The following is a 19653-nucleotide window of genomic DNA, read 5'->3' as shown; positions in this document are numbered from 1 at the left end:
CTGTCGCGGTCGGAAGACCGCTCCTACAGGGGCGTGCGCCAGACCGGCTGCGGGAGCCAGACCCGATATCCTGTGGCCGCGTCGCGGCCAAGGCCGCTCCCACCGGGATCGCGCCCGATCCGTGGTCGGAGCCGGGGTTCTGTGGGAGGGGTCTTCTGACCCCGACCGCAGCTTGCATCGAAGCCTGCGGACAGCAGAGGCCCTGTCGCGGGCGGAAGACCGCTCCTACAAAGGCGTGCGCCAGACCGGCTGCGGGAGCCAGACCCGAGATCCCGTAGCCGTGTCGCGGCCAAGGCCGCTCCCACCGGGATCGCGCCCGACCCGTGGTCGGAGCCGGGGTTCTGTGGGAGGGGTCTTCTGACCCCGACTGCAGCGCTCAAACCTCAGCCCTGCGCTGCGATGCTGCGCCTGAACATCAGCAGCGAGGCGGTGAAGAAGGCCGCCGCGATGGCGGCGATCGCGAGCAGGCTGGGCCAGACCACGTCGAGGCCGGCGCCGCGGTAGAGCACCGCCTGGGCGAGGCTGACGAAGTGGGTGGTGGGCGCGAACTGCATGATGGCCTGTACCGCCTGCGGCATGCTCTCGCGCGGCGTCATGCCGCCGGACAGCAGCTCCAGGGGCAGGATAACGAGGATCATCATCAACCCAAGCTGCGGCATGTTGCGCGACAGCGTGCCGATGAAGATGCCGAGCGAAGTGGTGGCCAGCAGCTGCACCAGCGTGCCGGCCATGAACAGCGGAATCGAGCCGGCGATCGGCACCGCCAGCGCGCGCTCGACCACGAAGTACAGCGACAGCAGCACCGCCACCCACACCACCAGCGCCATCGACCACACCTTGGCCAGCATGATTTCGAAGGCGCCGAGCGGCATCACCAGCAGGTGTTCCAGCGTGCCGTGCTCGCGCTCGCGGATCAGCGCAGCACCAGTCAGGATGACCGACAGCATGGTCACGTTGTTGATGATTTCCATCACGCTGCCGAACCAGGCGCTGGTCAGGTTGGGATTGAACAGGATGGTGGGCGCGAGCGAGATCGGCGCCACCGTCTCGCTGCGCCGGTGCTGCACGAACTCGACCGCCTCGCCGAGCACGATGTTCTGGATGTAGTTGGCGCCAATGAAAGCCTGGCTCACCCGCATCGCGTCGATGTTCACCTGTATCGACGGTTGCGCGCCGGCCAGCACGTCGCGCTCGAAATCGGGCGGAATGACCATGACGAAGGTGTACAGGCCGGCGTCCAGCCCGGCGTCGCCCTGCCCCTCCGTGATCATTTCCGGCGGCCGGAAGTACGGGCCGTAGAAGGCGCCGGCGATGCGCTCGCTCAGTACCGAGCGGTCCTCGTCCACGATGCCGATGGGCGCGTTGTGCAGCTCCTGCGAGGTCGCCGTCGACGCGCTGTAGATGCCGCCGGAGAAGGCCCACACGATCATGATGAGCAGCACCTTGTCGTTCCACAGGCTCATCAGTTCCTTGAGCCCGAGCCGCCAGGCGTTGAGAAAGCGCCTCCTCATCATCGCTCCTGCTTCTTCAGCAGCCACACGCTGAGCACGGTAAGCACCGGCACGAAGGCGGCCAGCGCGAGGAAGTCGGCGTACAGGTCGCGCATTTCGAGCGCCTTGGTGAACAGGCCGCGGCTGATGTTCAGGAAATAGGTCGCCGGGAAGAAGGTGCCTATCGTGCGGCCGACGCCTTCGAGCGAAGACACCGGATGCGTGAGCCCGGAGAAGGTGACCGTCGCCAGCATGGTCACCACCGCTGTCGCCGCGAGTGCCGCGATCTGCGTGCGCGCGAACGAGGACATCAGCAGGCCGAGGCCGGTGGTGGCGGTGACGAAGATGAGCGCGCCGAGGCTCAGCGACAGCAGGCTGCCTTTCAGCGGCACCTCGAACACGAACACCGCGAGCAGCACCAGCCCGTAGAAGCTCACCATGCTGACGGCGATGTAAGGCAGCTGCTTGCCGATCAGGAATTCCAGACGGGTGACCGGCGTCGCGTACAGATTGGTGATCGAACCCAGTTCCTTCTCGCGCACCACGCCGACCGCCATCAGGATGGCCGGGATGAAGGTGAGCAGCAGCGGAATAACCGCCGGCACCATCGCGAACACGCTGCGGAAGTCCTGGTTGTAGCGGTAGCGCATGTCCAGCTTCGCCGGATACGCCGTCGCCGGCAGCCCCTCGCGTACCGCCGCCTGCTGCAGGAAGTCGGCGTGCAGGCCCTGCACGTAGCCCAGCGTCGTTTCGGCGCGGAAAGGCATGGCGCCATCGACCCAGACGCCGATCTCGACCGCGTGACCGCTGCGCAGCCGGCGCCCGAATTCCGGCGGTATTTCCAGCGCCACGCTCAGTTCGCCGGCACGCATGCGGCGGTCCAGTTCGTCGCTGCCGGCCAGCGGCGGCTGTTCGATGAAGTAACGCGAGCCCGCCATGTTCTCGATGTAGGCGCGGCTTTCCGGCGTGTCGTCGCGGTCGAGCACGGCGAACTTCAGGTCCTCGACGTCCATCGAAATGCCATAGCCGAGGATGAGCACCATGATGACCGAGCCGAGCAGCGCGAAGGTAAGCCGCACCGGGTCGCGCAGCACTTCCAGCCACTCGCGCCGCGCGTAGGCGAGCAGCCGGCGCCGGCTGAAAGGCGCGGGCGGCGCGGCGGGCTGAGCGGGTGGCGCCGCGACGGGCGCCTCGGTGGCCACTGCCTGCGCGCCGTCGCCAGTCGCCTCTTCGAGGTAGGCGACGAAGGCCTCTTCCAGCGAGGCGGCGCCGCGCCGCTCGATCAGCGCCGCCGGCGTGTCGCTGGCCAGCACGCGGCCGGCGTGCATCAGCGATATGCGGTCGCAGCGCTCACCCTCGTTCATGAAGTGGGTGGACACGAAGATGGTCACGCCGTCCTGGCGCGACAGTTCGACCAGCAGTCGCCAGAAGCCGTCGCGCGCCACCGGATCGACGCCCGAGGTCGGCTCGTCGAGGATGAGCATGTCCGGCTTGTGGATCACCGCCACCGCCAGCGACAGCCGCTGCCGTATGCCCAGCGGCAGACCGGCGGCCTGCGTGTCGAGGTATTCGGCCAGACCGAAGCGCTCGACCATCTCGGCGACGCGCGCCGCGATGCTGGCCGCCGGCAGGTGAAAGAGCTGGGCGTGCAATACCAGGTTCTGCCGCACGCTCAGTTCGCCGTACAGCGAAAAGGCCTGCGTCATGAAGCCGACGCGCTTGCGCGTGTCCATGTCGCCGCCATCGACCACGTGGCCGAACAGCAGCGCCCTGCCCTCGCTCGGCGGCAGCAGGCCGGTGAGCATTTTCATGGTCGTCGTCTTACCGCAGCCGTTCGAGCCGAGGAAGCCGAAGATTTCGCCGCGGCCGATCTCGAAATCGACGTGGTCGACCGCGGTGAAATCGCCAAAGCGCATCGTGAGCCCTTCGGCGACGATGGCCGGACCATCCGCCTGCGCCACGCGCGGCGGCACCACCAGCGCCTCATGCCCCTGGCGTTTGGCCAGCGGCAGCAGCTCGATGAAGGCGGCGTCGAGATCCTTGGCGCCGGTGCGCGCCAGCAGTTCGGCCGGCGTGCCGGTGGCGAGCACGCAGCCGTCGTCCATCGCCGCCAGCCAGTCGAAACCGGCCGCCTCGCCCATGTAGGCGCTGGACACCAGCACGCTCATGCCGGGCCGGCGCGCGCGGATGCGCTCGATCAACTGCCAGAACTGGCGACGCGACAGCGGATCGACGCCGGTGGTGGGCTCGTCCAGTATCAGCAAGTCGGGGTCGTGGATCAGCGCGCAGCACAGGCCGAGCTTCTGTTTCATGCCGCCCGACAGCTTGCCGGCCGGGCGGTCGCGGAAGGCGGCGAGCCCTGTGCTGTCCAGCAGTTCGGCGATGCGCGCCTCGCGCTCGCGGGTGGCGTGGCCGAACAGCCGGCCGAAGAAGTCGACGTTCTCGAACACCGACAGCGTCATGTACAGATTCCGCCCCAGCCCCTGCGGCATGTAGGCGATGCGCGGGCACACCGCGGCGCGGTGGTGGCGGTCGCGCATGTCGCCGCCCAGCACAGCCACCTCGCCCTGCTGGATCACGCGCACGCCGGCCACCAGCGCCAGCAGGCTGGACTTGCCGACGCCGTCCGGCCCGATCAGCCCGGCCATGCAGCCGGCCGGGATGTCGAGCGTGATGTCGTCGAGCGCCACCGTGTCGCCGTAGCGCAGGCCGACACCGGCGAGCCGGGCGACCGTGTCCGTCATGGCGTCGTTGACGGCTTCGGCGTACCGACCAGCGGCGGCAGCGTCGCCGGCCACGGTGCTTCGGGATCGAGCCGCACCCAGGCGACGCCCGGCAGACCGGTCTTCACCTGTTTGGCGTGCGCCTTCAGCAGCTCGGGCGGAATCTTGACCCGCACGCGGAACATCAGCTTTTCGCGCTCGGTGCGCGTCTCGACCGACTTCGGCGTGAACTGCGCCTGCGGCGACACGAAGCTCACGCTGGCGGGAATCGAAATATCCGGCCGCACGTCAAGCACGATGCGCGCCTCGGTGCCGATGGCGACGCGGCCGGCCTGCGAGGTGGGCAGGAAGATGGTCATGTAGACGTCGGTGATGTCGAGCAGCGTGAGCACCTTGCCGCCCGCCGCCAGCACCTCGCCCGGTTCGGCCAGCCGGTACAGCACGCGGCCGTCGGCCGGCGCGACCAGCTGCGCGTCCTGCAGGTCGACGCGGATGCGCGCGCTGCGCGCCTCGGCCGCCTCGATCGCCGCCTCCGCCTGCTTCACCGCGGCGCGCGCCGCCTCGATCGACGAGCGCGCTCCCTGCAACTGCGCGGACGCCGCCTTCTGCGCGTCCAGCGCCGACTGCTTGCTGGTGCGGTCGACGTCCAGCTTCTGCGTGGAGATGAAACCCTTGTCGACCAGCCGCTGCGTGCGCTCGATGTCCTTCTCCGCCAGCGCCAGCTGGCTCTGCCGCTGCGACACCACCGCGCCAGCCGTTGCGACATCGCTCTGCCGCTGCGCCACCGCGGCGACCGCCGCGGCGCGCGTGGCCTTCGCCTGCTCGATCTGCGCGTCGCTGATCTTCAGTTCGGCTTGCTGCGCACGCACGTCCATCAGCGCGACGACCTGGCCGGCGCTCACGTCGTCACCCTCGCGCACCGCCACGCTCTCCAGCCGGCCGCCGGTCTTGCTGGCGACATCGATCTCGGTCGCCTCGATGCGCCCGTTGCCGGAAGCGAAAGCCTCGCTCACCGGCGGTGCGGCGTACTGCTTCCAGCCGTAATAGCCGGCCGCTGCGGCGGCGAGCACGAACAGCCCCAGAACGAGGCGGCGACGCGATGCAGTCATGGTTCAGTCCGTTGCAATGCGGGAGTCGCCCCGATTGTGCCCCGGCCCGCGTTTCAGCGCCTTGATGTTTCGCAATGCAGCAAACGACTCAGCCAGCAATCGCGAGTGCCGCCTGCAGCAGCAGAAGCAGCGCGTGCGGAAAGGCCACCGTCGGCTTCAGCGCACTCGTCGCGTACTCAATCAACAACCCGACCGCGCCCGGCCGCGTCGCCTGCCACTCGGTGTGCAACTGACAGGCCGCGTACTCCGACGCCCCGTCGGCGATCAGCGTTTCCACCTTCAGCAAGCGCTGACCCAGGCGCCCCTGCACCGTGCGCAGCATCGCCTCGATCACCCACACGATCACGGTCAGCGGCGCCGCCAGCTCGAACGGAAAACCGAACAGCGCAGCGCCGGCGGTCAGCGCCACCGCAGCAATCTTGATCCCGACCGCGCAACGCTCATGGCGCTCGTGGTCGTGCTGCAGCGTGGCCCATTCGGTGTGGAGGGGTGAGGGGTGGGAGGTGTTCATGGGCGGGGGCGGCGATGCCGGGAAGAAGCGGGAAAGGCCGCAATCTATCCGCTGCCGGGATGCCGTGCCCGGGCATGCGTCAAGGTTCAGCTCCAATACCTCCGACGCCCGTGATTGCCGCAGATCCGCCTCAGGCAAGCAAGGTTACCGCGGCCGCACGGCTACAAAAGGGAGAAACCGCCCGACCAGGCAGCTACTTCAAGGTGCCGCCCAGAGCGCCTCCGCTCGGATAAATGACTGATGGAACAGACCCCGTGGCTATGCTCCACTTGCCGGAAACGCAAAGGTGAGGTTTTTTGTGTTCGTTTAATCGCTAGTTATCCGGCACACAGCGCGCCAACCGACTGAAAAAAAGGAAGTTCCCGATGAAAACTTTTCGTATTTATCCACCACCGCCCATAATTATGGCGCAAAACTGCGCCAGAAAACAAAGTTAGGCCGCACGAATGAAGCTATTCCTACGTTTGTTCGCTAACTGCGGTGGACCTGAAGAGGCTGCCGCTATTGATGCTCGGCTGCGTCAAGCGTTGAGTGCATGGCATCCCAGCCCCGCTTCTTTGGCTCGACCATACTGGAAGAACGAAGCGCAGTTCGAGTTCACGTTCAATCTCCAGCCAGCGAGTGCAGCAAGCTTCCAATCAATCACGTCCCTCACGAAAGAGGGCTGGGCTCCTCACCGTGTGAACGAACCAGAGAGCTCCGCCGTCTGGAATAAAGTACCGGGCAGTTCTTTCCTGGCACCCGAAGTTGCCTGGGCCAATCTGGAACTAATCGCAGGCTAGCCTATGAATTCTTCGCAAAGAAAGTGCGGCCTAACTGGGCGGTCAAGCGGACACCAACACAGGCCATGGCTTCGCCATTCTCATGGCCTGTGTTGGCACCCTCCGCACCTTCGGTGCTCCGGTGCCGCTTACCTTGGGCGTAGCGCGCCACTATGAACCTCCTACAGATCATTCAAAGCGAATACGTCTCCGCAATCGCAGGCGGTATTGGCGGTGTTATCACTGCTTGGCTCACGCAGAGAGTTCTTAACAAGCGAGGAACATTTACCTATTTTGTAAATCACCAACGGGTAGGCATGTCCACGGAAGATGTGATCTTCGGTACGGTCGCAGTCTCTTGGAATAACAATCCAGTTTCCAACCTCTATCTTTCAACCATCGAGTTAAAAAACGAAAGCATGAACGACTACGAAAATGTGGTTGTTCGCGCTTACACAGACAACACTCGGCTACTGACCGAACAAACCCAGGTGGTGGGTACACCGAACATTCTGCAGTGGTCGGAAGATTACAAGAAGCAATTGCATGTAGAAGCAGGGGCGTCGCCATCTGAAAACCAATGGGCAATCTACAACGGACAGCGCGAATACATTGTGCCGATCATGAATAGGGGGCAAGCAATCAAACTCACCTACTTGAATTCGCCAAACACCACGAATCCACCGACGATCTGGCTGGCGGTAATGCAAAAGGGTGTGCGTTTAAAGTTTAGGGTTCCGCAAAATCAGATTCTTGGTGTTCCCCAACCACGTGCTGCCCTCGCGGGTGTAGTGATCGGTGTTGCAGCGATATTTGCCTTAGTGTGGCAAGTTTCCGACCCTTGGGTTATTGCTGCTGCCTCGCTGACATATGGTCTCGTCGCGCAGGTTCCCGGCGCGTATGGAATCAAAATATTGCGCAAGTTAAGGGAAGCAATCGGTGGGTAGCGTGCTAACACATCATTCCACCGGAACTGCGCGAAAAGCCGCGCAGGCCGGTGAATTCAGACGTTGGCGCCATGAAAGAACTTAGAGACCGTCTCGCAAAACAATAGGGGACAGACCACGTTTTCGGGTAGTGGCTAGACGAAGCTGAGATAAAGATCGGTATTTTTGGTGGGGTCAGGTTTTATTTATTTCAGAACTGATGCGATGATAAATAACTTCGAGATGGCAAAGGGCGGACACATCCGATTGCCCGCGCATGGGGTAAATCCACAGTGTCGTTAGGAGGCACCTCTTACGTATCCTCACAGCAAGAACAAGTTCTTGCGGCGGTTAGCGCGTATTACGCTTCCCTCAACCCAGGTGGGAATGTAGTTGCCGACATGTCGCCAGTGGTGGAAGTAACATCACGCTTGTCTTTGGCTAACCTGGACAATTGGGAACGCCTAATTCGCTGGGGGATATATCAGGCCACTGCGAACCATAGACCTTCACGATGGAAATTTTGGCGCCGGGCGACACCGCTTCCAACTTGGATCGACCTCTGCAGCGGTGATGGCTTTTTGCGCGAACGAGCGCTGCGCACCCTATCAGGCGCAGCCCCGAACAGCTTCTTTTTTGCAGTGGCTGTTCGTCGCCTCAACGATTGGGTGCCTCAAGTTCGTGTAGCGGCCCGTGAACAATTGCCTTCAATGGCTCTCGCCACAAAGCCAGAGTACGTTGTCGACGTTCTATGCTCCGTTCTCCCTCATTGGGTTTCGTGGGGACGAATGGAAACTGAAACTAAACAAGCCCTCCTGGAGATTTCTTCTATTGAGGCGGTAGCCCTCTCCTTAAAGTCAATTCTTCTAGCTGGCACAACCGGCCCACTAGCTTCAATTTTCTGCCAAGTTGGTCAGTCCTCGGGGCTGGATGCACATCTACCTGAAATTGCAAGGAGTGCCATCCAACCGTCAGTAAGAGCAAAAGCATATAAATTCTTGCTAGAGGGAAAAGTCGTCTGGTTAGCGGAAAGAAAATGGGAGTGGACAGACATACGATACTGCAAGGGCCATTTCAAGCCCGTGTTCGGTGAGCGCCCTCTATCCGTAAGCATTCCACTTGAGATGACGATGAGAGCGGCATCGCTAGATCGGTCTTCTCTTGTGCGACGTGTCGCAGCGGACATACTCATCCGGAATCATGAAATCATTGGTCCTACTGCCGTTCAATTGGCTACAGCGCTTGCGTCGGATCCGCACCCATCAGTCGCGGAGAAGGGGAGCTTTGCTCTAAAGAAGCTGACTCAAGCGGCTTCTCTCTCGTAATGGGCGAAATAGCGGCATTGCGTTCAGACCCCATTCATTTCCCGGTACCGCAACCGCCATCCCGATCACGCGTCGGTCTTTTCGCGACGAACCCTGGCGACGTTATCCGTGCCCCGGCATCATTCGCGACAGTCGAGCGCTCTCACTGCCAGCCCGGCGGCGTGTTCGCAGGTGTCGCTTGCAGCGCGGACGGAGCGTCCTCGCCGGACCGAACCCTCCTCTCTGTGTCGTGAAGACGCCCACAAGAAGCGCAGTTCTCCCGCACTGCGCCGGTCGACTATAATCATTCCGATAGAAACATTAATAGAATATAAGCATCCCTATAGGGACACTTAATATGGAAGCTCCAGTTCCTCTGCGAGTCGAGCGGGCGATCCGCAAGCTTGGCAGCGACATCTCCCTCGCCCGCCGTCGGCGGCACATTTCGCAGGCCTCGCTCGCCGAGCGCATGGGTGCGTCGCTGTCGACCGTGCGGCGCATGGAAAAAGGCGACCTGCGGGTTCCCATTCACTTCTTCGCCCGCGCGCTTCACGTCTTCGGAGAGATTCAGGCGCTGGAAGACCTGCTGGACACGGCGAAGGACGACATCGGTCTGACCCTGATGGACGAGAACCTGCCCAAGCGCGTGCGCAGCAAGGCCGGTACGTCGGGAGCGCTCTGATGACGGCGACCACGCCGACCCGCCGGCAGATTGAGGTATGCATCGGCAAAGCCGGTCTGCCCGTCGGCTCGCTCGTCTATGTGCGGCAAGGCCGGCGCAAGCACGGAACAAACGGAGTCTAGATCTCATTTATTCCCATATGGGATGAAGGTCGCCGGATCTGAAACGAGGATGAACGACTTCGACCTGACGAAGACGGGACACATACGCTTGCCCCGGAACGGGATATTTCTACTGCGTATCAGGAGCGCCTAGATGCTTGCGTCCACACTGAATGAGTTCCCGCGCGGCGCGGAGGTCCAGAGCGTTACGTACGACTTGAAGACACTCGTTGTAAGGACGGGTGTCGGTCCAACGCTGAGGTTTAAAGCGGTCATCGGCTTCAGATTTCTCGACGAAGGAGACCTGCTCGAGTTCTGGCCTTCGTGTTCGGCCAAGTGCGGCGGGCTATTCGAGATACATGATGGCGGCTGGCTTCAGCAAGAAGGACAGCGGAGCGGGTTTATCTCAACTGCGAACAGAGAGGGTGTACGGGAGTTTCTGGTTACCGGGCCAGATGGCTGTCTCAGTGTGCTCTCGTTTCATCCGCCGGAGATTGATGTGGAATCGCCGCGGGTCTTGTAGACGCCAACTCACCTAAGAGTGAGGCGACCAACGCAGCGACCAGCACCGGCAACCCACTGCAAACAGAAGAAAAGAACGGCGGGCACAAGGCCCGCCGTTTTTCTTGCCACCGCAGAACTTAGCGGTTGGCGACGTACATGGTGATTTCGAAGCCGAAACGCAGGTCGGTGGCCTTCGGGGTTTCCCAGCTCATGTCTATCTCCTCAGTTTTGATGGATGGCTCTTCCGCAGGCCCTGCATCCCGGTGATCGTGTTGCCTGACCTGCACTGCCAGTATCGTCAGCGGCGCACCTGGGCGCCTCGCAGCTGATCTGAACCGAGTCTAAAGAATTTCATTAAGGGCTGTTTCATCGACAGAATTTGAGAGGCCAGCTTCCCGGCACCTCGCGGCGGAACGGCCCGGCGCAGCGCGTCGCACACTGTGCCGTCGCCATCGCCGCGGCATGCGCAGTCACGGCCGATGCGAAAAAGTTTGATCTAATACGAAGCACACTAAGAAAGCGATGGCCACACTGCCGGTGGCCGAACAGACGCCCGGGACGCAGGTCTTCAGCTTCACGCAACCCGCGCCGCCGGGGGACGATCGTGCGCGCGCACAATGCGTGGTGCATGCATACGCCCCAACGATAACCAGAACGCGCCATGCCACACGACATCACCCTCATCGCCACCATCGCGGCCGGTTTCGGCCTCGCCATGATCTTCGGCCTGATCGCGGTACGCCTGCGCATGCCGCCGCTGGTCGGCTATCTGATGGCGGGCATCGTGATCAGTCCGACCACGCCGGGCTTCGTCGCCGACATCGGACTGGCCAGCCAGCTGGCCGAGATCGGCGTGATGCTGCTGATGTTCGGCGTCGGCCTGCATTTCTCGCTCGACGACCTGATGGCGGTCAAGCGCATCGCGGTGCCGGGCGCTGTGGTGCAGATCGCGGTCGCCACGCTGCTCGGCATGGCGGTCTCCACGATGTGGGGCTGGGACATCGGTGCGGCCATCGTGTTCGGCCTTTGCCTGTCGGTGGCCAGCACCGTGGTGCTGCTGCGCGCGCTCGAAGCCAAGGGACTGCTGAAGTCGATCAACGGCCAGATCGCGGTCGGCTGGCTGGTGGTCGAGGATCTGGTGATGGTGCTGGTGCTGGTGCTGCTGCCGGCGCTGGCCGGCGTGCTGTCGGGCAATGACGCCGCCGCATCGGGCCGCGACCTTGGCCTCGCAATGGCGATCACGCTGGCCAAGGTGATCGCCTTCATCGTGCTCATGCTGGTGGTCGGCCGCCGGGTGCTGCCGCGCCTGCTGTGGTGGGTGGCGCGCAGCGGATCGCAGGAACTGTTCACGCTGAGCGTGGTGGCCATCGCCGTCGGCGTGGCCTTCGGAGCGGCGGCGCTGTTCGACGTGTCCTTCGCGCTGGGCGCCTTCTTCGCCGGCATGATGATGCGCGAGTCGGAGTTCAGCCACCGCGCCGCCGACGAGTCGCTGCCACTGCGCGACGCCTTCGCCGTGCTGTTCTTCGTGTCGGTCGGCATGCTGTTCGACCCGGCCGTGATCTGGACGCAGCCGCTGAAGCTGCTGCTGGTGGTGGCCATCATCATGGTGGGCAAGACCATCGCCGCGGTGCTGCTGGTGCTCGCCTTCCGCTACCCGCTGAATACCGCGCTGACGGTGGGCGCCAGCCTGGCGCAGATCGGCGAGTTCTCGTTCATCCTCGCCGGGCTGGGCGTGAACCTCGGGCTGATGCCGGCCGAGGGGCAAAGTCTGGTGCTGGCCGGCGCGCTGATATCGATCGCCGCCAACGCGGCACTGTTCTCCGCCATCGAACCCTTCCGCGCCTGGGCCATCGCGCGCTCGTCGCTGGCCCGCCGGCTGGAACAGCGCGACGACCCGCTGGCGGCGCTGCCGATGACCACCGACGCGCGCCTGCTGAACGAACAGGTGGTGCTGGTCGGCTACGGCCGCGTCGGCCGGCGCATCGCCGACGCGCTGCGCGAACAGCACATTCCCTGCGTGGTCGCCGAACAGAACCGTGAGCGCGTCGACCAGCTGCGGCGCGAAGGCGTGCCGGCGGTGTTCGGCGACGCACAGACGCCGGAGGTGCTGATCCAGGCGCACATCGCCAAGGCCGCGATGCTGGTGATCGCGATTCCGGAAACGGTGAATGTGCGCAAGATGGTCGAGATCGCACGCACGCTGAACCCTGAGATCGCCGTGGTGCTGCGCACCCACAACGAGGAAGAAGCCGAACTGCTTGAGCGCGAGAGCCTCGGCACGGTGTTCCTTGGCGAAAACGAACTTGCGCGCGGCATGGCGGAACACGTCGTGCGGCATTTCGGGCGCGGCGCGCCCGGCGGCGCCAGCTGGCCGCATCACTGACGTCCCTGATGACTACTCCACACACCGACCCCACCGCCGGCGCCGAGGCCTGGCACGCATTGCCCGCAGACGACCTGCCAGCGCTGTTCGATGTGCAGGCGCAGTCGGGCCTGAGCCGCGCCGAAGCGGCAGCGCGCCTGGTGAAGCATGGCCCGAACCGCCTGCCTGACGCACCGAAGCGCCCGCCCTGGCTGCGTTTACTGCAGCAGTTCCACAACCCGCTGATCTATGTGCTGCTGGTGGCCGGGGCGGTGACGCTGGCGCTGGGCGGCCACGTCGATTCGGCCGTCATCTTCGGCGTGGTGCTGATCAACGCGCTGATCGGCCACATCCAGGAAGGCAAGGCCGAGCGCGCGCTCGACGCTGTGCGCGGCATGCTCGCCGCGCGCGCCACCGTGCTGCGCGACGGCGAACGCCATCAGGTCGACGCTGCCGACCTGGTGCCGGGCGACATCTTGCTGCTGGAATCGGGCGACAAGGTGCCGGCCGACCTGCGCCTGCTGCGCACGAAGAACCTGCGTGTGACCGAAGCCGCGCTGACCGGCGAATCGGCGCCGGTCGACAAGGACAGCGCCGCCGTGGCGGAAGCGGCGGCCATCGGCGACCGCCGTTCGATGTGCTACTGCGGCACGCTGGTCGCGCTCGGCCAGGCACGCGGCGTTGTCGTGGCGACCGGCGTCGGCACCGAAATCGGCCGCATCGGCACGCTGGTCGGCGAAGTGGCGACGCTGGCCACGCCGCTGACCCGGCGGCTCGACCAGTTCGCCCGCCAGATCACCGGCTTCATCCTGATCGTCGCCACGCTGACCGTGCTGTACGGCCACTTCGTCGCGCAGATGCCGATGTTCGACCTCTTCCTCGCGGTGGTCGGCCTCGCCGTCGCGGCCATCCCCGAGGGCATGCCGGCGGTGGTCACCATCGTGCTGGCCATCGGCACCCGCACGATGGCGCGCAAGAAGGCCATCGTGCGGCGGCTGCCGGCGGTCGAGACGCTGGGTTCGGTCACCGTCATCTGCACCGACAAGACCGGCACGCTGACCCGAAACGAAATGACGGTGGTGCGACTGCTGCTCGCTGACCGCGAGATCGCTGTCAGCGGCAGCGGCTACGCGCCGGAAGGCGGCTTCCACGGCGACGGTCAGCCGGTCGCGCCCGGCGACGTGCCCGGACTGGCTGCCGCGGCCCGCTGCGCGCTGCTGTGCAACGACGCGCAGATCCGCCACGACGGCGACGCCGGCTGGACGCTGATCGGCGATCCGACCGAAGGCGCGCTGGTCGCCTTCGCCCGCAAGGCCGGCCTCGACCCGCAGGACGAGACGAAGAATTTCCCGCGCGTCGACGCCATTCCGTTCGAGTCGGAACGCCAGTTCATGTGCACGCTGCACCGCGACCACACGGGCCACGCCTTCCTGCTGCTCAAGGGCGCCCCGGAGCGCGTGCTGGCGCTGTGCGCCACCCAGTACGGCGGTGCGCCGCTCGACCATGCGTACTGGACGGCGGCGATCGCGCGCGCCGGCGGTGCAGGCGAACGCGTGCTTGCCCTGGCGCAGGCGCCCTTCCCTGGCTCGCGCAACGCGGTCGAACTGCAGGACATCGACGCCCGCTTCGAACTGATCGGCCTGGTTGGCATCATCGACCCGCCGCGCGAAGAGGCGATCGCCGCGGTGGCGCAGTGCCGCGAAGCGGGCATACGGGTCAAGATGATCACCGGCGACCACGCGGTCACCGCTGCGGCGATCGGCCGCCAGCTGGGTCTGGAGGCCGAACGTACGCTGAACGGCGACGTCATCGGCACGCTGGACGCTGCCGCACTGCGTGAGCGCGCACTCGACACCGACGTGATCGCGCGCGCCAGCCCGGAACACAAGCTGCGGCTGATCGAGGCACTGCAGGCCGAAGGCCATCTGGTGGCGATGACCGGCGACGGCGTGAACGACGCGCCGGCGCTGAAGTCGGCGGACATTGGCGTGGCGATGGGCGGCAAGGGCACGGACGCGGCGCGCGAAGCATCGGACCTGGTGCTCACCGACGACAACTTCGCCACTATCGCGCGCGCGGTGCGCGAAGGCCGCGTCGTGTTCGACAACATCAAGAAATCGCTGATGCACATGCTGCCGACCAATGGCGGCGAGGCCGGCGTCATCCTGCTGGCCATCTTCGCCGGCCTGCCACTGCCGGTGACCGCAGGCCAGATCCTGTGGGTGAATACGGTCACTTCGGTCACGCTGGCGCTGTCGCTCGCCTTCGAGCCGGCCGAGCAGAACGTGATGTCGCACGCGCCGCGCCCGCCACAGGAGGCCATCGTCACCCGCGCGCTGGGCCTGCGCATCCTGTTCGTCATTGCGCTGATGGTGGCGACCACCTTCACCGTGTTCAACTGGGAGCTGGCGCGCGGCAGCAGCATCGAACTGGCGCGCACCGCCGCGGTGAACATGATCGTCGTGTGCGAACTGTTCTACCTGTTCAACGTGCGCCACTTCACCCGCCACGCCTTCAGCCTGGAAACACTGACCGGCAACCGCGTGGTGCTGCTGGTCAGCGCCATCCTGATCGTGCTGCAACTGCTGTTCACCTATGCCGCACCGATGCAGCAGCTGTTCAGGAGCGCCGCGCTCGACCTGTCTTCATGGACGGTGATTCTCGGCCTCGGCGCCGCCGTGTTTCTGGCGGTCGAGATCGAGAAGGCGGTCCTTCGCCACTTCCGCGTGGCCCGGCTGTAAGCCGGCACGCATTTTTCGGGGAGACCCAGCATGCCTCAGCTTCAACGCATCATCGCCGCGACCGATCTGTCGCCCTTGTCGCTCGACGCCGTCGATCGCGGCTTCGAACTGGCCAGCCGCAGCGGCGCGCACTACACGCTGGTGCATGCGCTGGGCCTCGATGCACTCGGTCCGCTGCGCAACCTGCTCGGCGATCAGGCTGAAATCGTTTCCGAGAAGGCCGTGCAGCACCAGTACGACGCGCTCGCCGCGATCGCCGGCGATGCCACGCACAATCGCGGCGTGGTCGCGGAACTGAAGGTCGAAGCCGGGCTGGCGACGCAGTTCCTGCCGGCCTATGCGGCATCGGTTCAGGCCGATCTGATTCTGGTCGGCGCGCGGGGCGAAAGCGTGCTGAGCCGGCTGCTGGTCGGTTCGACCGCGTCGCGCCTGCTGCGCAAGAGCAGCAGTCCGGTGCTGGTGGTGAAGAAGCCGTGCCCTGGGCCTTACCGGCGCGTGCTGGTGCCGGTCGACTTCTCGCCGGGTTCGCTGGAGGCTATCCGCATGGCACGCCGTGTCGCGCCCGAGGCCGATCTGCTGCTGCTGCACAGTTTCGACGTGCCGTTCGAAGGCATGCTGCAGTACGCTGGCATTTCTCAGGACCTGATCAACGGCTACCGGGCGGAAGCACGCGAGCGCTCGCTGCGCCTGCTGCACGATCTGGCCGAGCGCGCCGGGCTGGAGCGCAGCCTGTACACGGTGATGGTCGAGCACGGCAACGCGTCGCGCCACATCCTGGACTGCCAGGCGCAGCGCAACTGCGACCTGATCGCGATGGGCAAGCACGGTACGCACGTGACCGAAGAACTGCTGCTGGGCAGCGTGACCAAGCACGTGCTGTCGGAGGCCGATTGCGACGTGCTGGTGGTGATCGACCGCCGCGGGCCGACCGAGATTCCGGCGATGCCGGGCGAGGACTTCGTCTGACCGCCGGGCTGACGCTGCACCCGGCCCTCGTTTTCGTGGCCGGGCTGGTGATCGTGCTGGCCGGTGCCGAAATGGTGCTGCGCGGCGCCTCGCGCGTGGCGGCGCGGCTGCGCGTACCGCCGATACTGATCGGGCTCACCGTGGTGTCCGTCGGCACCAGCGTGCCCGAACTGGCAGTCGGCATCACCGCAGTCGCCGAGGACAAGGGGCCGCTGGCGGTCGGCAATATCGCCGGCACCAACATCCTGAACATCCTGTTCATCCTCGGCCTGAGCGCGCTGATGCGACCGCTGCCGACGCGCATGCTCAGCGTGCGGCTCGACGTGCCGGTCATGATCGCCGCCGCGCTGGCGCTGATCGCGATGGCGTGGGACGGGCGGCTAGACCGCAGCGAGGGCGTGCTGCTGCTGATCGGCGCCGTGCTGTACACGGTGGCGCTGGTGCGCCTCAGCCGCGAGGAAAGCGCGGCGATGCAACGCGAGTTCGCGCGCGAGGTGGCCGATGTGATGCCCGCCACGCTGCGTTCGGCGCGGCTGTTCATGGCGTGGAATTCGGCACTGCTGCTGGCCGGCATGGCGCTCACGCTGTTCGGAGCCGACCTGCTGGTGAATGGCGCATCGAGCATCGCGCGCGCCTATGGTGTGTCGGACGCCTTCATCGGGCTCACCATCGTCGCCATCGGTACGTCGGCGCCGGAACTGGCCACCACCGTGCTGTCGACGCTGAAGAACGACCGCGACGTGGCGATCGGCAACCTGATCGGCAGCAGCATCTACAACATCCTGGTCATCCTCGGCCTGACCATGACCATCGCGCCGCATGGCATCGAGGTCGGCAGCGACGTGCTGCGCATCGACCTGCCGCTGGCCGCACTGGTGGCCATCGTGTGCCTGCCGGTGTTCCGCAGCGAGCGCCGGGTGTCGCGCACTGAAGGCGGACTTTTCGTCAGCGCCTATCTGATCTATCTGTCACTGCTGCTGTTCGTCCGTCACTGAAGGACAAAACCCGGCCCGCTGTGCGGGACCGGGTTTCGTGCTGCCTTACTTGCGCAGGAAGTCCAGCAGATCCTGATTGAGCCTGTCCTTGTGCGTGTCGGTGATGCCGTGCGGCGCACCCGGATAGACGATCAGTTCGGCGTTGCGGACCAGCGCAGCCGAGGCCTTGCCGGACAGGTCGAGCGGCACGATCTGGTCGTCGTCGCCGTGGATCACCAGCGTCGGCACGTCGAACTTCTTCAGGTCGGCGCGGAAGTCGGTGGCCGAGAACGCCGCGATCGAGTCGTAGGTGTTCTTGTGCCCCGCCTGCATGCCCTGCGCCCAGAAGGACTGGATCAGCCCCTGCGACGGCTTGGCGCCGGGACGGTTGTAGCCGTAGAACGGACCCGACGCGATGTCGAGATACAGCTGCGAACGGTTGTCGATCGACGCCTTGCGGATGCCGTCGAACACCTCGATCGGCAGGCCCCCCGGATTGTCGGCAGTCTGCAGCATCAGCGGCGGCACCGCACTCACGAGCACCGCCTTCTTCACCCGGCTGGTGCCGTGACGGCCGATGTAGCGCGCCACTTCGCCGCCGCCGGTCGAGAAGCCGACCAGCGTCGCACCCTTCAGGTCGAGCGCCTGGATCACCGCGGCCAGATCGTCGGCGTAGTGGTCCATGTCGTTGCCGTCCCACGGCTGCGACGAGCGGCCGTGGCCGCGCCGGTCGTGCGCCACCACACGGTAGCCCTGCGACGCGAGGAAGAGCATCTGCGCTTCCCAGCTGTCGGAACTGAGCGGCCAGCCGTGGCTGAACACGACGACCTGGCCGTTCTTCGGGCCCCAGTCCTTGTAGTAGATCTGCACGCCGTCACGCGTGGTGACGTAGTTTTCGGTCTTCTTGACCGCGACGGATGTGCGCGCGGCGGGCTTGGCGGCTTCTGCGGCGAAGGTCGGTACGGCAAGCGCGGCGGCAAGTACGGACAGGGCGAGGGTGCGGCGGACTGCATTCATGATGGATTCCTTTCAGGTAACGGGTTGGGGACGGTGGCTATCCGTCAGGCCGATGACTCAGGCGATGACCAGGGTGACGTCGATGTTTCCGCGGGTGGCGTTCGAGTACGGGCACACGATGTGCGCCTTCTCGACCAGCGACTCGACCTGTTCGCGCGGCAGGCCCGGGACGGCAATGGTCAGTTCGACCTCGATGCCGAAGCCGGTCGGGATGGCGCCGATGCCGACGCGGCCGGTGATCTGCGTGTCGGCCGGCAGCGCGACCTTGTTCTGGCCGGCGACGAACTTCAGCGCGCCGAGGAAGCAGGCCGAGTAGCCGGCGGCGAACAGCTGTTCGGGATTGGTGCCGGGGCCGCCGGCGCCGCCCAGTTCCTTCGGCGTCGACAGCTGGACATCGAGCACGCCGTCGGACGACGCGGCGCGACCTTCGCGACCACCGGTTGCAGTGGCCTGGGCGGTGTAGAGAACCTTTTCGATCGACATGATGAACTCCTGTGTAGTGAGAGGGGTTTGCGGCAGTGCCTGTTGGCAGGACGAACTTTGCGCCGATCGGCGAGACCATACGCAACGTATAATCCTGAAAACTTACCTTTGAGTACTTAACCCATGGTCGACCGCCTCGAAGCCCTGCTGGAGCACTTCTCGGTCAGCGCCCGCGTGTTCAACACCGGCGCGCTGTGCGGCATCACCGAACTGGACGCCGGCGACAGCGGCCGCATGCACCTGGTGCGCGCCGGCGAGGTGGACATCCACCATCCCGCCGGCATCGAACACGTGACCCGGCCCAGCCTGCTGCTTTTTCCACGACCGACGCCCTACCGTTTCGTCACCGACCCGGAGCGCGGCGCCGACTTCGCCTGCGCGCGGCTGCACTTCTCCGGCGGAGCCGCCAATCCGATCGCCTCCGCGCTGCCCGACTTCAGCTGTCTGGCGCTGGAGGACATCCTCGGCGCGAAGCCGGTACTCGACCTGCTGTTCGACGAGGCCTCGCACACCTACTGCGGCCGGCAGGCGGTGCTGGATCGATTGTTCGAGGTGGTGCTGGTGCAGGTGCTGCGGCACCTGATGGAAGGCGGCGAGACCGGTGCCGGCATGCTGGCGGGGCTGTCGCACCCGCGGCTGCGTCTGGCACTGGTGGCCATGCACGAGAACCCGGCGCAGGAATGGACCCTCGACACGCTGGCCGAGCGCGCCAGCATGTCGCGCAGCGTGTTCGCCAACGTGTTCCGCGACACCGTGGGCTGCACGCCCGGCGCCTACCTGCAGCGCTGGCGTATCGGCATCGCGCAGCGTGCGCTGCGTCAGGGCCGCGCGCTGAAACTGATCGCCGACGACGTCGGTTACGGCGGCGAGGCGGCGCTGTCGCGCGCGTTCAAGGCGCAGACGGGGCTGTCGCCGCGGCAGTGGCGTAACGCTCAGGGCGGCTGACGGCGCAGGAGAGCAGCCGGTCAGGTGCACGCTAAAGTTTCAGAAGAAGAAACT

At 65.2% G+C, this 19653-nt stretch carries 15 protein-coding genes; 8 read left to right on the top strand and 7 right to left on the bottom strand.

What is annotated here, in order from left to right:
- Positions 1–383: 383 nt before the first annotated feature.
- From METRZ18153_RS0108890 to METRZ18153_RS0108875, 4 genes are all read right to left on the bottom strand, one after another.
- Entirely contained in the window at positions 384–1511 is a 1128-nt protein-coding gene (locus METRZ18153_RS0108890; protein WP_020164403.1) for an ABC transporter permease, read from the bottom strand.
- Positions 1511–4234, bottom strand: coding sequence for a ribosome-associated ATPase/putative transporter RbbA (gene rbbA, locus METRZ18153_RS0108885; protein WP_029143652.1), 2724 nt, complete (start codon positions 4232–4234; stop codon positions 1511–1513). Before rbbA ends, METRZ18153_RS0108890 begins: the two co-directional genes overlap by 1 nt.
- Positions 4231–5322, bottom strand: a complete 1092-nt coding sequence (locus tag METRZ18153_RS0108880; RefSeq protein WP_020164401.1) for an HlyD family secretion protein — start codon at positions 5320–5322, stop codon at positions 4231–4233. The genes rbbA and METRZ18153_RS0108880 overlap by 4 nt, the downstream gene beginning before the upstream one ends.
- A gap of 88 nt (positions 5323–5410) precedes the next feature.
- Positions 5411–5833 carry a hypothetical protein gene (locus tag METRZ18153_RS0108875; RefSeq protein WP_020164400.1) on the bottom strand — a complete coding sequence of 141 codons (423 nt, stop codon included), beginning with the start codon at positions 5831–5833 and terminating at the stop codon, positions 5411–5413.
- A gap of 934 nt (positions 5834–6767) precedes the next feature.
- On the opposite strand from METRZ18153_RS0108875, the gene METRZ18153_RS20845 reads away from it, so the two are divergent.
- The 3 genes from METRZ18153_RS20845 to METRZ18153_RS20065 all read left to right on the top strand — a co-directional run bounded on the left by METRZ18153_RS20845 (position 6768) and on the right by METRZ18153_RS20065 (position 10130).
- Positions 6768–7541 carry a hypothetical protein gene (locus METRZ18153_RS20845; RefSeq protein ID WP_157257216.1) on the top strand — a complete coding sequence of 258 codons (774 nt, stop codon included), beginning with the start codon at positions 6768–6770 and terminating at the stop codon, positions 7539–7541.
- Positions 7542–9182: 1641 nt separating this feature from the next.
- Positions 9183–9506, top strand: coding sequence for a helix-turn-helix domain-containing protein (locus METRZ18153_RS0108870; protein ID WP_029143651.1), 324 nt, complete (start codon positions 9183–9185; stop codon positions 9504–9506).
- Positions 9507–9761: 255 nt separating this feature from the next.
- A complete protein-coding gene (locus METRZ18153_RS20065) occupies positions 9762–10130 on the top strand; it encodes a hypothetical protein (RefSeq protein WP_020164397.1) in 369 nt (122 codons plus the stop codon).
- Positions 10131–10248: 118 nt separating this feature from the next.
- Here METRZ18153_RS20065 and pqqA read toward each other — a convergent pair whose 3' ends face one another.
- A complete protein-coding gene (pqqA, locus tag METRZ18153_RS20585; protein WP_008060142.1) occupies positions 10249–10323 on the bottom strand; it encodes a pyrroloquinoline quinone precursor peptide PqqA in 75 nt (24 codons plus the stop codon).
- Between the two features lie 449 nt (positions 10324–10772).
- Here pqqA and METRZ18153_RS0108850 point away from each other — a divergent pair, with 449 nt between their 5' ends.
- Genes METRZ18153_RS0108850 through METRZ18153_RS0108835 form a run of 4 tightly spaced genes read left to right on the top strand, consistent with a single transcriptional unit; the run spans position 10773 to position 17175 of the window.
- Positions 10773–12494 carry a cation:proton antiporter domain-containing protein gene (locus METRZ18153_RS0108850; RefSeq protein WP_020164395.1) on the top strand — a complete coding sequence of 574 codons (1722 nt, stop codon included), beginning with the start codon at positions 10773–10775 and terminating at the stop codon, positions 12492–12494.
- A gap of 8 nt (positions 12495–12502) precedes the next feature.
- A complete protein-coding gene (locus METRZ18153_RS0108845; protein WP_020164394.1) occupies positions 12503–15214 on the top strand; it encodes a cation-translocating P-type ATPase in 2712 nt (903 codons plus the stop codon).
- 30 nt (positions 15215–15244) lie between these two features.
- Positions 15245–16180, top strand: coding sequence for a universal stress protein (locus METRZ18153_RS0108840; RefSeq protein WP_020164393.1), 936 nt, complete (start codon positions 15245–15247; stop codon positions 16178–16180).
- Positions 16105–17175 carry a calcium/sodium antiporter gene (locus METRZ18153_RS0108835; protein WP_269744943.1) on the top strand — a complete coding sequence of 357 codons (1071 nt, stop codon included), beginning with the start codon at positions 16105–16107 and terminating at the stop codon, positions 17173–17175. Before METRZ18153_RS0108840 ends, METRZ18153_RS0108835 begins: the two co-directional genes overlap by 76 nt.
- Before the next feature lie 45 nt (positions 17176–17220).
- Here METRZ18153_RS0108835 and METRZ18153_RS0108830 read toward each other — a convergent pair whose 3' ends face one another.
- Both METRZ18153_RS0108830 and METRZ18153_RS0108825 read right to left on the bottom strand, forming a co-directional pair.
- On the bottom strand, positions 17221–18171 hold the full coding sequence (locus tag METRZ18153_RS0108830; protein WP_020164391.1) for an alpha/beta fold hydrolase: 951 nt from the start codon (positions 18169–18171) through the stop codon (positions 17221–17223).
- Positions 18172–18228: 57 nt separating this feature from the next.
- A complete protein-coding gene (locus tag METRZ18153_RS0108825; protein ID WP_020164390.1) occupies positions 18229–18654 on the bottom strand; it encodes an organic hydroperoxide resistance protein in 426 nt (141 codons plus the stop codon).
- A gap of 123 nt (positions 18655–18777) precedes the next feature.
- Here METRZ18153_RS0108825 and METRZ18153_RS0108820 point away from each other — a divergent pair, with 123 nt between their 5' ends.
- On the top strand, positions 18778–19599 hold the full coding sequence (locus METRZ18153_RS0108820) for an AraC family transcriptional regulator (RefSeq protein WP_020164389.1): 822 nt from the start codon (positions 18778–18780) through the stop codon (positions 19597–19599).
- The last annotated feature ends 54 nt before the right edge of the window (positions 19600–19653 follow it).

It is taken from the genome of Methyloversatilis discipulorum, from assembly GCF_000385375.1.
In the GTDB taxonomy this organism is placed as follows: domain Bacteria; phylum Pseudomonadota; class Gammaproteobacteria; order Burkholderiales; family Rhodocyclaceae; genus Methyloversatilis; species Methyloversatilis discipulorum_A.
This window is presented reverse-complemented; position numbering and strand designations above follow the sequence as displayed.